The following is a 14,993-nucleotide window of genomic DNA, read 5'->3' as shown; positions in this document are numbered from 1 at the left end:
ACAATTTACAATGTACAATTTGTCTGTGCTGTGGGGCATCAGGTAAGTTGTACAGATTGTTATACTTAATGATTTATTCTCTCTTTTATTCTCTTCTTTCTTCTACCATCTACTCCCTATTTGCACGCCCGCACTGCATAGCAAATTGTACATTGTACATTAAAGATATTCTTCAAAATATCTTGTTATCTTCTCGTGCAGATGCACACGGTCGCGTCCCAGGACGTTGTGCTTGTGCGTGGGATAGATAGACAAATCGGGATAGGTACGGGCATCCACGCACGCCTTCATGAATGAAAGGGTGTGCTGCGGCACGCAGGTGTCGTCGTGGTCGTCGTGTATGATGAGCAGATGTCCTTTCAAGTTACCGGCAAGGTTTTTCAGATTTGTCTGCTTGTAGCCTTCCGGGTTCGCTTGCGGAGTGTCCATATAGCGCTCACCGTACATTATCTCGTAGTATCCCCAGTCGATAACCGGTCCGCCGGCAACGCCTACCTTGAAAATTTCGGGATAGCGCAGCATCAGCGCCGTAGTCATGTGTCCTCCGAAGCTCCAGCCGTGCACTCCGATACGCTCTCCGTCCACATAAGGCTGGCTTTTCAGGAATTCTACGCCCTTCACCTGGTCTTTGCCCTCTTCGATGCCCAGCTGGCGGAAGGTGGCGTTTTCAAACTCCAGTCCACGGTTGCTGCTGCCACGGTTGTCGAGGCTGAACATGATGTAGCCTTTGTTTGCCATGTAGATGTCCCAGCCGCGGGCATCGTTCATCCAGCCGTTCGTTATCATCTGGGCGTGCGGGCCGCCGTATACGTAGACGATGGCGGGATACTTCTTTGCCGGGTCGAAGTCGGCAGGCTTTATCAGGCGGTAGTACAAGTCTGTCTTGCCGTCGGCGGCTTTGATGGTGCCTACTTCTATGCTGGGCATTTCAAAGCCTTCGTAGGGGTTCTTGGCTGTCAGCAGTGTGTGTTCCCGTTGTTTTTTCGGGTTGGTGGACATCAGTTTTATGATACGGGGGCAAGTGGGCGAAGAGGCATTGTCGATGAGGTAAGTTCCCATGAAACCGGAAATTTGTGCCGAGTGCATGCCGGTTGGGTCTCCTATCAAGCTGCGTTTGCCATTCTTCAGGTTGACAGCGTAAAGGTTGCTCTGCAAAGGAGAGATTTCCGTACTCTTGATGATGAGCTCTTTCGTGTTCCGGTTAAAACCTACGATGTCTTGTACAAGCCAGGGGCCGGAGGTGAGTTGCTTCAGCAGTTCCCCTTCCGTATTGTATAGGTACAGATGGTTGAAGCCGTCACGCTGGCTTTGATAGATGAACTTGTGGCTGTCCCATGGCAGGAATAGAATGGGAGATTGCGGCTCCACATATTTGGGATGTCTCTCTTCGATGAGCACTTGTTGCAGCTTTCCGCTTTCAGCATCGTACCGGCACAGTTTGGAGTGGTTTTGGTCTCGGTTTAGCTCTATCAGATAGAGGCTTTTACCATCCGGTGCCCAGGTGATGTTGGTGAAGTAGCGGTCTTTTGGGTCGCCCATGTCCAGGTAGATGGTCTTTTGAGTAGCCGGATTGTAGATACCTACCTTTACCTGATGGCTGAGCATGCCGGCCATGGGGTAGCGTATTTTATCCACCAGTGCTATTCTTGTCGTGATGTCAACCAATGGATAGGGGGTGACCATGCTTTCGTTCATTCGATAAAAGGCCAGCAGGTCCCCGGCAGGATTCCAGAAAGTGCCTTTTGAAATGCCGAATTCATTGCGGTGCACACTTTGTCCGCAGACGATACCTTCCGGTTCGTTGGTGACTTTCAGGGTTTGCCCGTCACCGGTCATCACATAGAGATTATTGCCGATAGTATAAGCCAAATGGCGGCTTACCTCGTTCCAATCCTCATTTGCGGCTTGGGCGGGGCAAGGCTGGCTCCAGATGACTTTTTTCTTCTTCCAGTCGACGAGGGCACGGTACTTGCCGGTGTTCAGCAGCAGGAGTGGGTCTATTTGGACTTGAATACCCAGATTGACGCCTCGGGGTACGTTGACAGCCTTTGCAGCATGAAAGTGACGCAGTTTTCCAAGTCCTTTTTCTTCCAGCAGCGCGTTGGCTTCTTCCAATGTGATGGCAGTGAATTTCTCTCCGGGCTTGGCACCTAATCCTTTGACAGCCCATGTACCTTCTATATTGTCGATGCCAAGTTCCAGACAAGCGGCATCGCCCCACCACTGGTACGATTTGTTTTCCGGTTTGTGGTAGGTCTCACCTCCGGGAATCAGATCTTCCAGGGTCGGCTTTTTCAGTTCTTGTGCCATAGCGTTTGTTGCAAGCAGAGCAGGTACTGTTATCAGCAGTGCAAGAATGCTCTTACTTATTTTCTTTGCATTCATTCTCCTTGTCATTGTTCGTGTTATTCTTCTTCCTTCTTTCCCGCCTCTCTTCTTTTGCTTTCCGGGTAAGACTCACCCAACCTTGTTCTGCGTTCTCCACCGAATTCACGTCTTTCCCTCGGTCTGAACTCCCGTCTTTCCCCATTCTTGAACTCTCTTCTTTCACGCGGACGGAATTCGCGCTTTTCGCCGTCCTTGAATTCTCTTGGTCTGCGTTCGCCGTTGAACTCGCGTCTTTCGCTACCGAATTCACGTCTCTCTCCACTGAATCGGGGACGGAATTCGCGTCTTTCTCCGGGTTTGAACTCTTTCCGTTCCCCAGAAGCCGGACGAAATTCTTTGCGCTCCTTGCTCAACTCCTCGCCTTCGGCACGGAATTCCTTGTACTTTCCATCGAAGATTTCGTACTGGCGGAATTCGCATTCCAGCGCACCATTGAATAAAGGTATCTTGGAGGTGGCTTTTAGCCCGATTTGGTCGAAGCACTCTTCCCGGTAAGAAAGAATCCATGCGGTGTTGCCCGTAAAGGCATGTTTCAGACGCTCGCCAATCATGGAGTAAAGGCCCAGCAGGTCGTTGGTAGAGATACGCTCACCGTAGGGAGGATTGGTGATGATGATGGATTTCTCCGCAGGTTGCTCGAATTGCTGGAAAGGTTGCAGCTTCAATACCACGTCCTTGCTTACGCCGGCAGCCTTTATATTGTGTGTGGCAATTTCGTTTGCCTTCGGGCTGTTGTCGTAACCGTATATCTTATGCGTAAATTCACGTTCCTGGCTGTCGTCATTGTATATCGTGTCGAACAGCTCCTGGTCAAAATCCACCCACTTCTCGAAAGCGAACTCCTTGCGGAATACGCCCGGAGCGATGTTGCGTGCAATCAGCGCCGCTTCGATGGGAATGGTTCCCGAACCACACATCGGGTCTATCAGGTCACATTCGCCACGCCAGCCGGTCATCAATATCATGCCGGCGGCCAGCACCTCATTCAGCGGGGCCTCTACTGCTTCCTGGCGATAACCGCGGCGGTGCAGCGATTCGCCGCTGGAGTCGAGAGACAGCGTACATTTGGTTTCGGCAATGTGTATGTTCAGCAGCACGTCCGGTTTGTTGACACGCACGCCGGGACGTTCGCCGGTCTTCTCGCGGAAATAGTCCACGATGGCATCCTTCACCTTGTAGGAAACGAACTTGGAATGACGGAACTCTTCACTGAATACAACCGCGTCCACGGCAAAGGTCTTGTCCGTATCCAGATAGTCTTCCCATCGGATGGCTTTAATCTGTTCGTAAACCTCGTCGGCATCCTTGGCTGTGAAGTGTTTGATGGGTTTCAGTATCCGGATGGCTGTACGCAGGCAGAAGTTTGCCTTGTACATCATTTCCTTATCACCACTGAAAGATACCATGCGGCGGCCTATTTCTATTTCGTTGGCGCCCAGTGCAGTCAGCTCTTGTGCCAGTACCTCTTCCAGTCCTTGGAAGGTTTTGGCAATCATTTCAAAAGATTGTTCGCTCATCTATGCATTTACTTTATGTGAATCGGCAATCTGGGTAGTTGTCACTCGTTTCTCTCATTAGTGGCTGATAACCATTTAACTACTTGAACTGCTGATTTGAGTTATTTACGATTTTAATTGTTTATTGGTTGTTTGTGACTTACTTCTTGGCCTTTGTCTGTACAATCCTTGCTCCTGCGGGAACATCTTCTGTCACCCAGATATTGCCGCCTACGGTGGCTCCTTGTCCGATGGTGATGCGTCCCAATATGGTGGCGTTGGAATAGACTATCACATTGTCTTCCAGAATGGGATGGCGGGGAATACCCTTGATGGGCTTACCGTCTTCGTCTAGCGGGAAGCTCTTGGCACCGAGGGTCACACCCTGGTACAGCTTCACGTTGTTGCCGATGATGCAGGTCTCGCCGATTACCACACCCGTACCGTGGTCGATGGTAAAATAACCACCTATTTCCGCTCCTGGATGAATATCGATTCCCGTTTCACTGTGCGCCATCTCGGTGATGATGCGGGGAATGAGGGGAACACCCAACTTGAGCAACTCGTGTGCGATGCGGTAGTTGCTGATGGCGCGGATGGCCGGATAGCAGCTGATGACTTCGCCGAACGACTGTGCGGCGGGGTCACCGTTGTAGGCGGCTTCCACATCTGTGGCGAGTGTACGTCTCATTGCCGGCAGGTTGCTGATGAACTTGGCAGCCAATAAGGCGGCTTCTTCCCGTTGGAGCTCGGTACAACAGTTGCATTCGCCGTCGCCTGCAAAGCAGAGGCCGGCAAGGATTTGCTCGGTCAGCAGGTCGAACAAGCGTTCGACATTGACACCGATATGGTAAGTCACCGTACGGCTGTTGACCGTAGAATTTCCGAAATATCCGGGGAAGATGATGGCTCGCGCCAGTTCGATGATGTCGCGCAGCACTTTTGCCGAAGGCAGCGGGTTGCCGTCCGTATGCTGGTGAAACAGTCCTTTGTATGATTCGCTTTCCGATAGCTCATCGACTGCTTGTGTCAAAATGTGGGTAAAGTTGAGTGGACTCATTATGATATCCTTAAGTTTAAAAGTGGCAACAAAGATAGGAAATACTCGTCAAATATCCTACATATCCCTCATTTATAGTACGTATTTACCATATTTGTGGTATTTTCTACGAACCAATTTTGCGCTACTTTTGTCTTGTAAGAAATAACATACCTCGTTCCACTCCGGATTGTTAGTCTTTTCCCTTAGGGGAATGAGGAATTTAAAAACGGTTGGATTATGAAGAAGATAGCAGAACGCCTTACCGACCTGGTAGGCAACACTCCCTTGCTGGAGTTGAATAATTATAACAAGAATAAGCGTCTGAAAGCCCGTGTTATCGCCAAATTGGAATATTTTAACCCCGCCGGCAGTGTGAAGGACCGCGTGGCGCTTGCCATGATAGAAGATGCCGAGGCAAAAGGGCTGTTGAAGCCCGGTGCCACCATCATCGAACCTACCAGTGGGAATACGGGCGTAGGGCTGGCTTTTGTGGCCGCTGCCAAAGGTTACAAGCTGATACTGACGATGCCCGACACAATGAGCTTGGAACGCCGCAACCTTTTGAAAGCCCTCGGTGCGGAATTGGTACTGACTCCGGGTGCCGACGGTATGAAAGGCGCCATAGCCCGTGCCGAAGAACTGAAAGCCGCCAACCCCGGCTCGCTGATTCTACAGCAATTTGACAACCCTGCCAATCCGGCAATGCACGAGCGTACTACCGGACAAGAAATCTGGCGTGATACAGACGGCCGGGTGGATATTTTCGTGGCCGGTGTAGGTACGGGAGGCACAGTGAGTGGTGTGGGTGCAGCCTTGAAAGCCAATAACCCAAAGGTAAGGATTGTGGCTGTGGAGCCCGAAGATTCTCCCGTACTTTCCGGTGGGAAGCCCGGTCCCCATAAAATACAAGGTATCGGTGCCGGATTTGTGCCAAAGAACTATAACAGTGCCGTAATAGACGAAGTTCTGCAGGTATCCAATGATGACGCCATCCGTACGGGTCGCGAACTGGCGAAGTATGAGGGATTGTTGGTCGGCATCTCTTCGGGAGCTGCCGTTGCTGCAGCTACCCGCTTGGCACGGTTGCCCGAGAATGAAGGAAAGACGATTGTAGCGCTGCTACCCGATACGGGAGAACGGTATCTTTCGACGCTGTTGTATGCATTTGAGGAATATCCGTTGTAAAAGTAAATATTTCTGCCGGTTATCCGCTCCATCAATGTGGAGCAGGTGACCGGCAGATGGTATTTATAGTTCGCTTGGTCTTAACCCGAATGACCGGCAGCTTATTTTCTCTACTTTTACTTCCCATATCTTGACATTGCGTACGGCGGGTTCAGCATATTTGCATTCATTTTCCGTATATTGCTTCATCAGCATGTCGAGTACGCGTCGCTTCTCTTCCATGTCTTCCACGAAGTGTACTTTCCCACGACAGATAACACTGCGCGACTTCATACTGTAGCTGCATGCCACTTGCCGGTGCATATAAACCAGCTCGTGTCCTTCGCAGAAGGTGATGCAAACTTGCGGGTGCTTTGTTACCATCTCCACTTTACTGCCTTCCGGGCCGGAATGCAAGTATATTACCCCGTCTTGATAGGCAAAGTTCATGGGAACCGCATATGGGTTTCCTTCAAGGTCTGTGATGCCCACTATGCAGTATGGGCATTTACGGATAATTTCCTCAATCTGTGTAGGGTCTGTAATAGTAATTGTCTTCATGTGCAAAGCCTCATCCCCGGCCCCTCTCCGAAAGAGAGGGGAGTGGGGATATTTAAATATTGTAGGGTTATTCTTTATTTCACTTCACTCAAGTTTCGCAAGTTTTCAATTCATTGCTCTCCTCTCCCCTCTCTATCGGAGAGGGGAGAGGGGGTGAGGTTACACCAGTGCAAAGTCCAACTGCTTCTTTTCCAAGTTAGCGCGTGCCACCTTAATGGTAATGGCATCTCCCAGACTATAAATTTTATTTTTGCGGCGTCCGCGCAGGCAGTAGTTCTTTTCGTCGAATTCGTAATAGTCATCGTCGAGGTCGCGGATAGGAATCATGCCTTCGCACTTGTTCTCATTCAGCTCCACGTAGAGTCCCCATTCCGTTACGCCGGAGATGACGCCGTCGAAGGTCTGTCCCAGGCGTTCGGTCATGAATTCTACTTGCTTGTACTTGATGGAGGCGCGTTCCGCGTTGGAGGCTATCTGCTCCATGCTGCTGCTGTGTTCGCAGAGGGCTTCGTATTTCTGTTCGGACACGGTGCGGCCTCCCTGGTCCAAGTACTTGGTGAGCAGACGGTGTACCATCATATCCGGATAGCGGCGGATGGGCGAGGTGAAATGGGTATAGTAATCGAAAGCCAAACCATAGTGCCCCACGTTATGCACGGAGTAGCGTGCCTTCTGCATGGCGCGGATGGAGACGGTTTCAATCAAGTTCTCCTCCTTCTTGCCCTGGATGTCGTCCAGCAGGTGGTTGATGGACTTGGAGATGTCGGTCTTTGTACCGCTGGTACGCAGCTTGTAGCCGAAACGGGCGATGAACTGTGCCAGGTTGTCCAGCTTCTCCGGGTCGGGGAGGTCGTGAATACGGTATGGCAACACTTTGGCTTTCTTGCCTTTGGGCACGCGGCCTATCTTTTCGGCTACGGTGCGGTTGGCGAGCAGCATGAACTCCTCTATCAGCTTGTTGGCATCTTTCGACTCCTTGAAGTAGACGCTGACGGGTTTGCCCTTCTCGTCAATTTCGAACTTCACTTCGTAGCGGTCGAAGTTGATGGCTCCTGCCTTAAAGCGGTTCTCACGCAGTATTTTGGCAAGCTTATCCAGTTGGAGCATCTCTTCCTGGAAGTCTCCTTTGCCGGTTTCTATAATCTCCTGGGCTTCTTCGTAGGTGAAGCGGCGGTCGCTCTTGATGACGGTATGTACCACGCGTGAGTTCTTCACTTCGCCTTTTTCCGTCATTTCAAAGATGACGGAGTAGGCAAGCTTCTCTTCGTCGGGGCGGAGTGAACAGATGAAATTACACAACCGTTCGGGGAGCATTGGGATGGTGCGGTCTACGAGGTAGACGGATGTGGCACGCTTCTCGGCTTCCTTGTCTATGATGCCGCCCTCTTTCACGTAGTGGGTCACGTCGGCAATGTGTACGCCTACTTCCCAAAGTCCCCCTTTCAGTTTGCGGATGGAGAGGGCGTCGTCGAAGTCCTTGGCATCCTTGGGGTCGATGGTGAAGGTGGTCACACCCCGGAAGTCCTCACGTCGGGCTATTTCCTCGGCGGAGATTTCGGCGGGTATCTTGTCGGCAGCTTTCTCTACGGCAGCGGGGTAGACATAGGGCAGGCCGAATTCCGCCAGGATGGCGTGCATCTCGGTGGTATTGTCTCCTGCGCGCCCCAGGATGTCGATTACCTGGCCGATGGGGTTCTTGGCTTTGTCGGGCCATTCCACCACCTTTACGATGGCTTTGTCGCCCGTCTTGCCGCCTTTCAACTTTTCTTTGGGGATGAAGATGTCGTTGGCAAGCGTACGGTTTTCCGTTACAAGGAAAGCGTATGACTTGGCAACTTCCAGGGTACCCACGAAGGTGTCGTTGGCACGTTCCAGTATCTCGATGACTTCTCCTTCGGCTTCGCGTCCGCGACGCTTGGCATAGAAGGCGATACGCACTTTATCATTGTTCATGGCGTGTGCCGAGTTGCGTTCGGCCACGAATATCGGTTCGCCTCCACCTTCCGGTATAAAGGAATTCTTGCCGTTGCTCTTGCGCTGGAAGGTTCCGGTCATTTCCACGCCGTGGTTGTTCAGCTTGTATTTGTGCTTGTCCACTTCTGTGATGTAGTCGTCCATCGACAGTTCGGACAAGATGTCCATGCACAGCATCTTCAGCGGATGTGTGGTGAGGTGGAGTTGTTCAAAGATGTATTTCAGGGATAATACTTCGTCTTGCTTTGTGTGGAAGAATTCCAGCAGTACTTTGACGAGCTCTTTCTTCTTCATGCGTTTGCCGGCTTTCTTTTCTTTCTTTTTGGCCATAATGTTATGATGTATTTTATGTATAAATAGAGATTCTGTGTCAATCTGTGTAATCTGTGGTGATTACCTCTTGCAAAGTAAACAAATAAATATGTTCCTTCGTTCACTCAGACTTCAAAATATTATCATTCTATTGAAAATAATGAAGGAACGACAGATTGTAATGGATTTATGTACTATATTTGCACACAAAGTGAAGATAGGCTGTACCTTAGACGAAAAGCAGATGGAAATGCAAACTCTGAACAAAAAAGCAGATGCCACACGGGAAAAAGACATTTACCGGGTGACGGTTGTGGGAAGTGTGGTAAACTTTCTCTTGCTTGTCTTCAAATTCTTTGCAGGTATTGTAGGTCACAGTGCCGCCATGCTGGCGGATGCGGTACATTCTTTGTCGGATTTCATTACAGATATTATTGTCATTGTTTTTGTGCGCATTTCGGCAAAGCCCGAAGATGAAGGACACGATTACGGTCATGGCAAGTACGAGACGCTGGCAACTGCCATTATCGGTATTTTTCTGTTGTTTGTGGGATTCGGCATTTTCTGGAACGGGGCTTCCTCCATTTACCGCTTCCTGCAAGGCGGCTCTCTGCAGGAACCCGGTATACTGGCACTGGTGGCTGCATTGGTATCCATCGTTTTCAAGGAAGTGCTTTATCAATATACCGTATTCAAGGGCAGGAAGTTGAATTCGCAGGCGGTTGTTGCCAATGCCTGGCATCACCGGAGTGACGCGTTTTCGTCCATAGGCACGGCAGCGGGTATAGGTGGCGCCATTCTTTTGGGTGACCATTGGCGGGTGCTGGACCCGGTGGCAGCGGTTATTGTCAGCTTCTTCATTATGAAGGTGGCTGTGCAGTTGTTGATACCGTGTGTGGACGAACTGTTGGAGAAATCATTGCCTGCCGAGGTGGAGGATGAGATACTGAAGACGATTCTCTCTTTTCCCGGTATCAGCTCGCCGCATCACCTTCGTACGCGCCGCATCGGCAGTTATTGTGCCATCGAGGTGCATGTGCGTATGGATGGTAGCATCTCGCTGGAGGAAGCTCACGAGACGGCAACGGCGGTGGAGAACAAGCTGAAAAGGCAGTTCGGCAAAGGAACACTGGTCAGCATCCATGTGGAGCCGGTGAAGAAGAGTAACGAGGCGACAGAGTAACACAAGGAGCGTCAAGGTGACGGACCGGATGAAAAGTAATTAGTAATTTGTAACAGAAGAAGTGGAATCGATTTTAATTACAGGAGCAAGCGGATTTATCGGAAGTTTCATCGTGGAGGAGGCGTTGAAGCGCAAGTTCGGTGTGTGGGCGGGTGTACGTTCGTCCAGCAGCCGCGAGTATCTGCGTGACCGCAAGATACATTTCCTCGAACTGGACTTTGCGCACCCCAATGAACTGAGGGCACAACTCTCGGGACATAAAGGGACCTACAATAAGTTTGATTATATTGTCCATTGTGCCGGTGTGACGAAGTGTGTGGACAAGAACGAATTCGATTTGGTGAATTATCTGCAGACCAAATACTTCATCGATACGCTGAGGGAGCTGAACATGATTCCCAAGCAGTTTATCTTCATCAGTACGCTGAGTGTGTTCGGCCCGGTACGCGAGAGGACCTACGACCCGATTATGGAGAGTGACCCCCCTTCACCCAATACCGCCTACGGACTCAGTAAACTGAAAACAGAACTTTATTTGCAGAGTATTCCGGGTTTCCCCTACGTCATCTACCGGCCGACGGGTGTATACGGGCCGCGTGAGAAGGATTATTACCTCATGGCGAAGTCCATCCGGCAGCATACGGACTTTTCTGTAGGCTTCTGCCGCCAGGACTTGACGTTTGTATATGTAAAGGACATCGTGCAGGCTGTCTTCCTCGGGATAGAGAAGCAGGTGTCCCGCCGCGCCTATTTCCTGGCTGACGGGAAGGTGTATAGCAGCCGTGCTTTTTCCGATTTGATAAGGAAAGAATTGGGCAATCCGTTTGTTATTCGCCTGAGATGTCCGTTAATTGTATTGAAAGTCGTATCTTTGCTCGCCGAATTCTGGGCGAAGCGGCAGAACAAGACCAGCACGCTCAATTCGGACAAGTATAGAATAATGAAACAACGCAACTGGCAGTGTGACATCACACCGGCCGTCGAGGAACTGGGCTTCAGTCCTGAGTACGACCTGGAACGGGGTGTAAAGGAAACCATTGCCTGGTATAAGGATAAGGGATGGCTTTAGATTTATTTAAAAGGGTAGAAACCCGTAAGGGGCTTTTTGCGGTAGAGAAGATTACGCTGATATACAATTTGCTGACTTCCATTCTCATTCTGTTTCTTTTTCAGGAAATGGATCATCCGGTGCAGATGCTTGCAGACCGTGTTGTCATTGCGGGTATGACGTTCCTGCTGATGTATCTTTACCGGCTGGCACCCTGCAAGTTCTCTGCCTTTGTGCGCATAGCCATCCAAATGTCACTGCTTTCCTATTGGTATCCCGACACCTTTGAGTTCAACCGGATATTCCCCAATCTCGACCACGTGTTCGCGTCGGTGGAGCAATGGATGTTTGGTGGACAGCCTGCTGTGTGGTTCTGTGAAAGGTTTCCGCAGATGTGGGTGAGCGAGCCGTTCAATATGGGATACTTCTTCTATTATCCGATGATTCTGCTGGTGGTGGTGTGGTATTTCCTTTATCGTTTCGACCTTTTCGAGAAGGTTTCGTTCGTCATCGTCACCGCTTTCTTCATCTATTACCTTATTTATATCTTCGTCCCCGTTGCCGGGCCGCAGTTCTACTTCCCCGCCATTGGAAGCGACCATGTGGCGCAAGGTATCTTCCCGTCCATCGGTGACTATTTCCATCACCATCAGGAACTTCTTCCCGGTCCGGGCTATGAGCACGGCTTCTTCTACAACCTGGTGGAGAGTTCCCAGCAGGTGGGTGAGCGTCCCACGGCTGCTTTTCCCAGTTCGCACGTCGGAATGTCTACGGTACTGATGATTATGGCATGGCGTGGCAGCAAGCGTCTGTTTGCCTGCTTGTTTCCTTTCTATCTGCTGTTGTGCGGGGCTACGGTCTATATCCAGGCACATTACCTGATAGACTCTATCGTGGGTTTCGTATCGGCTTTCGGCATTTATATCCTGGCCACGTGGATGTTCAAGCGATGGTTTGCGCAGCCGATGTTCCGCTAGTCGGGCATGGTGATTATCTTTCCACCGTCTGTGGGCAATACCAATGTACGCGGATAAACTTCTGCCGGAAGTTAATGCTGGAAGTTTACGATGAGCTGTTTGAGCAGTTTTTTCTTTTTCATAAAGACATATTTATGGGATTCTTTCTTTCTTGGGAAGACGAATATAGGGACTTGTTTCTTTCTGCCAAAGAAACAATGTTTTTTTTCTTGCCTCCTTGTTGGCAAGGTTTTGCCTTCCCATTGGCAAGGCTTTGCCACCGCGTTGGCAAAACTTTGCCATAGGCATGGCAAAAGTTTGCCAAGGGCAAGGCAAGTGGTTGGCAAAATTTCTTGCTGACAGACAGTGAGTTATGCGGATGGCAACAAAGCCTGTCATCTGCGTCTGAATACTCCCCCCCTCTCAGAAGCTATTCAAGAAGGAGCGTGAGGATGATTGCTCAAGTATCGGACTCGATGGTAAAAATCGTATGCGGTTTTCTCCTATGGCAGTAACGGCTCTATCTCTTCGAAGATGCGGTACAGTTCCTCCTTCGTCTCTGCCCGCAGCATGGCTATCCGGGTGTCGCGGAAATTGGGAATCCCTTTGAAGAGCGGGCTTGCTGCCAGGTGGCGGCGCACGTGCAGTATGCCTCGTCGCTCATCCAGCAGGTTGACGCTGTCTTCCACTTCCTGGCGGAGTACGTTCAGCCGCCATTCGGAACTCAGCGGAGGGAGTTCTTCGCCCGTCTCCAAATAATGCTTCACTTCCTTAAAGAACCACGGGCGGCCGAAGCTGGCACGGCCTATCATGATGGCGTCCACACCGTAGAGGTCGAAGCATTCTTTGGCCTGTTGGGGAGTGGTGATATCACCGTTGCCGATGATGGGAATGTGCATGCGTGGGTTCTTTTTCACCTCGCCGATAAGTGTCCAGTCCGCCTCGCCGGTATACATCTGGGCGCGGGTACGGCCGTGGATGGTGAGGGCGGCAATGCCGCAGTCCTGCAACTGCTCGGCAAGGTCTACGATGATTTTACTGTTGGCATCCCAGCCCAGGCGGGTCTTCACGGTGACGGGAATCTTCACGGCATCTACCACGGCACGGGTGATTTCCAGCATCAGCGGAATGTTCTGTAGCATACCGGCACCGGCACCCTTGCCGGCAACGCGCTTCACGGGGCAGCCGAAGTTGATGTCCAGCGTGTCCGGGTGTGCCTGCTCCACGATGCGGGCGGCTTCTACCATGGTGGCGGTGTCCCGTCCGTATATCTGTATGGCTACGGGCCGCTCTTCATCGCTGATGTTCAGTTTCTGCTGGGTCTTGCCTACGGAGCGTATCAAGGCATCGGCAGAAACGAACTCGGTATATACCATGTCTGCTCCGAAGTGCTTGCACATCAGGCGGAAAGCAGGGTCGGTGACGTCCTCCATCGGGGCGAGGAATACGGGGCGTGGGCCCAGGTCTATATCTTTAATCTTCATAATCTAAGCGGATTTGTCCGCAAAAGTACAGAAAAAAGCCTACCTTTGCATACTCTAATTCAAAAAGAAATGATGAAACACTCAATCAGTGACTTCGAAATCATGGCACCGGTAGGCTCGCGCGAATCTCTCGCAGCAGCCATACAAGCAGGTGCCGACTCCATCTATTTCGGTATCGAGAACCTGAACATGCGTGCCCGTTCGGCAAATACCTTCACTATCGACGATTTGCGGGAAATAGCCCGGACGTGCGACGAACATGGCATGAAGAGCTACCTCACCGTCAATACCATTATATACGACCATGACATTCCGCTGATGCGTACCATTGTAGATGCGGCAAAGGCGGCAGGCATCTCGGCAGTCATTGCCGCTGATGTGGCAGTGATGAGCTATGCCCGGCAGATAGGGCAGGAGGTACACCTCAGCACACAGCTCAACATCAGCAACGTGGAAGCCCTGCGCTTCTATGCACAGTTTGCCGATGTGGTGGTGCTGGCGCGTGAGCTGAATTTGGAGCAGGTGGCAGAAATCTACCGACATATCCGTGAGGAGAATATCTGCGGTCCCAGTGGAGAGCAGATACGTATAGAGATGTTCTGTCACGGTGCGCTTTGCATGGCAGTCAGCGGAAAGTGTTATCTCTCATTGCATGAAATGAACCACTCCGCCAACCGCGGTGCCTGCATGCAGGTATGCCGCCGTAGTTATACGGTGCGCGACAAGGAGACGAATGTGGAATTGGAGGTGGACAACCAATACATCATGTCCCCCAAAGACTTAAAAACTATCCACTTCATGAACAAGATGCTGGATGCAGGTGTTCGTGTTTTCAAAATAGAAGGACGTGCCCGCGGACCCGAGTACGTGCGCACGGTAGTGGAGTGTTACAAAGAAGCCATCCGTTCCTATCTGGACGATACATTCACCGATGAGAAGATTGCCCGGTGGGACGAACGTTTGAAGACGGTCTTCAATCGTGGTTTCTGGGACGGCTACTACCTGGGACAACGCTTGGGCGAATGGACCAAGAACTACGGCTCTGCCGCTACGGAACGTAAAATCTATGTGGGTAAGGGCATCCGCTACTTCTCAAACATCGGTGTGGCGGAGTTCCTGGTAGAAGCAGCCGAAGTGAGCGTAGGCGACAAGTTGCTGATTACGGGTCCCACAACGGGTGCCGAATTCGTCACTTTGGACGAGGCACGCGTCGATTTGAAACCCGTGCAGACTGTAAAGAAAGGCCAGCATTTCTCGATGAAATCGGTGAAAATACGTCCCAGTGACAAACTCTACAAGCTGGTCAGCGTAGAGGAACTGAAGAAGTTCAAAGGCTTGGATGTGGAGAAACAACGTGGCTAAGTATCAAATAGTCCAATAGTAAA

12 protein-coding genes are annotated in these 14,993 nt (G+C 50.9%); 5 read left to right on the top strand and 7 right to left on the bottom strand.

Going from position 1 to position 14,993, the window contains the following annotated elements; translation table 11 throughout:
• Window positions 1-159: 159 nt before the first annotated feature.
• The 3 genes from DWZ03_RS02515 to epsC all read right to left on the bottom strand — a co-directional run bounded on the left by DWZ03_RS02515 (window position 160) and on the right by epsC (window position 4,944).
• Window positions 160-2,385, bottom strand: a complete 2,226-nt coding sequence (locus DWZ03_RS02515; RefSeq protein WP_120128658.1) for a S9 family peptidase — start codon at window positions 2,383-2,385, stop codon at window positions 160-162.
• 20 nt (window positions 2,386-2,405) lie between these two features.
• Window positions 2,406-3,905 carry a THUMP domain-containing protein gene (locus DWZ03_RS02510; RefSeq protein WP_044468333.1) on the bottom strand — a complete coding sequence of 500 codons (1,500 nt, stop codon included), beginning with the start codon at window positions 3,903-3,905 and terminating at the stop codon, window positions 2,406-2,408.
• A 139-nt stretch (window positions 3,906-4,044) separates the two neighbouring features.
• Window positions 4,045-4,944, bottom strand: a complete 900-nt coding sequence (gene epsC / locus DWZ03_RS02505) for a serine O-acetyltransferase EpsC (RefSeq protein WP_005830965.1) — start codon at window positions 4,942-4,944, stop codon at window positions 4,045-4,047.
• A gap of 219 nt (window positions 4,945-5,163) precedes the next feature.
• On the opposite strand from epsC, the gene cysK reads away from it, so the two are divergent.
• The gene (gene cysK, locus DWZ03_RS02500) at window positions 5,164-6,111 is read left to right on the top strand and encodes a cysteine synthase A (RefSeq protein ID WP_117749257.1); all 948 of its coding nucleotides are present in this window, start codon (window positions 5,164-5,166) and stop codon (window positions 6,109-6,111) included.
• 63 nt (window positions 6,112-6,174) lie between these two features.
• On the opposite strand, the gene DWZ03_RS02495 is transcribed toward cysK, so the two are convergent.
• Both DWZ03_RS02495 and rnr read right to left on the bottom strand, forming a co-directional pair.
• Entirely contained in the window at window positions 6,175-6,651 is a 477-nt protein-coding gene (locus tag DWZ03_RS02495; RefSeq protein ID WP_005830961.1) for a pyridoxamine 5'-phosphate oxidase family protein, read from the bottom strand.
• Window positions 6,652-6,810: 159 nt separating this feature from the next.
• On the bottom strand, window positions 6,811-8,955 hold the full coding sequence (gene rnr, locus DWZ03_RS02490) for a ribonuclease R (RefSeq protein WP_005834273.1): 2,145 nt from the start codon (window positions 8,953-8,955) through the stop codon (window positions 6,811-6,813).
• Window positions 8,956-9,181: 226 nt separating this feature from the next.
• Between rnr and DWZ03_RS02485 the strand changes: the two genes are divergently transcribed.
• The 3 genes from DWZ03_RS02485 (at window position 9,182) to DWZ03_RS02475 (ending at window position 12,145) form a co-directional block, all read left to right on the top strand.
• Entirely contained in the window at window positions 9,182-10,120 is a 939-nt protein-coding gene (locus DWZ03_RS02485) for a cation diffusion facilitator family transporter (protein ID WP_034523299.1), read from the top strand.
• A 61-nt stretch (window positions 10,121-10,181) separates the two neighbouring features.
• Complete coding sequence (locus tag DWZ03_RS02480) at window positions 10,182-11,189, top strand: NAD-dependent epimerase/dehydratase family protein (protein WP_005830955.1); 1,008 nt, start codon at window positions 10,182-10,184, stop codon at window positions 11,187-11,189.
• On the top strand, window positions 11,180-12,145 hold the full coding sequence (locus tag DWZ03_RS02475; protein WP_005830954.1) for a phosphatase PAP2 family protein: 966 nt from the start codon (window positions 11,180-11,182) through the stop codon (window positions 12,143-12,145). Before DWZ03_RS02480 ends, DWZ03_RS02475 begins: the two co-directional genes overlap by 10 nt.
• 132 nt (window positions 12,146-12,277) lie before the next feature.
• Here DWZ03_RS02475 and DWZ03_RS02470 read toward each other — a convergent pair whose 3' ends face one another.
• On the bottom strand, window positions 12,278-12,523 hold the full coding sequence (locus DWZ03_RS02470; RefSeq protein WP_155519597.1) for a hypothetical protein: 246 nt from the start codon (window positions 12,521-12,523) through the stop codon (window positions 12,278-12,280).
• A 104-nt stretch (window positions 12,524-12,627) separates the two neighbouring features.
• Entirely contained in the window at window positions 12,628-13,608 is a 981-nt protein-coding gene (gene dusB, locus DWZ03_RS02465) for a tRNA dihydrouridine synthase DusB (protein ID WP_057281469.1), read from the bottom strand.
• Between the two features lie 69 nt (window positions 13,609-13,677).
• On the opposite strand from dusB, the gene DWZ03_RS02460 reads away from it, so the two are divergent.
• Window positions 13,678-14,970, top strand: coding sequence for a peptidase U32 family protein (locus tag DWZ03_RS02460; protein WP_016272282.1), 1,293 nt, complete (start codon window positions 13,678-13,680; stop codon window positions 14,968-14,970).
• Window positions 14,971-14,993 lie beyond the last annotated feature (23 nt).

It is taken from the genome of Bacteroides sp. AF29-11 (genome assembly GCF_003602895.1).
Taxonomy (GTDB): Bacteria; Bacteroidota; Bacteroidia; order Bacteroidales; family Bacteroidaceae; genus Bacteroides; species Bacteroides uniformis.
The sequence above is the reverse complement of the archived record's forward strand: the minus strand, read 5'-3'. Positions and strand labels throughout refer to the sequence as shown.

Bases quoted from the DNA above. Each gene is read 5' to 3' on its own strand.
- DWZ03_RS02515 (WP_120128658.1), bottom strand. From the start codon at position 2,385: ATGAATGCAAAGAAAATAAGTAAGAGCATTCTTGCACTGCTGATAACA.
- DWZ03_RS02510 (WP_044468333.1), bottom strand. From the start codon at position 3,905: ATGAGCGAACAATCTTTTGAAATGATTGCCAAAACCTTCCAAGGACTG.
- epsC (WP_005830965.1), bottom strand. From the start codon at position 4,944: ATGAGTCCACTCAACTTTACCCACATTTTGACACAAGCAGTCGATGAG.
- cysK (WP_117749257.1), top strand. From the start codon at position 5,164: ATGAAGAAGATAGCAGAACGCCTTACCGACCTGGTAGGCAACACTCCC.
- DWZ03_RS02495 (WP_005830961.1), bottom strand. From the start codon at position 6,651: ATGAAGACAATTACTATTACAGACCCTACACAGATTGAGGAAATTATC.
- rnr (WP_005834273.1), bottom strand. From the start codon at position 8,955: ATGGCCAAAAAGAAAGAAAAGAAAGCCGGCAAACGCATGAAGAAGAAA.
- DWZ03_RS02485 (WP_034523299.1), top strand. From the start codon at position 9,182: ATGGAAATGCAAACTCTGAACAAAAAAGCAGATGCCACACGGGAAAAA.
- DWZ03_RS02475 (WP_005830954.1), top strand. From the start codon at position 11,180: ATGGCTTTAGATTTATTTAAAAGGGTAGAAACCCGTAAGGGGCTTTTT.
- DWZ03_RS02470 (WP_155519597.1), bottom strand. From the start codon at position 12,523: ATGACAGGCTTTGTTGCCATCCGCATAACTCACTGTCTGTCAGCAAGA.
- dusB (WP_057281469.1), bottom strand. From the start codon at position 13,608: ATGAAGATTAAAGATATAGACCTGGGCCCACGCCCCGTATTCCTCGCC.
- DWZ03_RS02460 (WP_016272282.1), top strand. From the start codon at position 13,678: ATGATGAAACACTCAATCAGTGACTTCGAAATCATGGCACCGGTAGGC.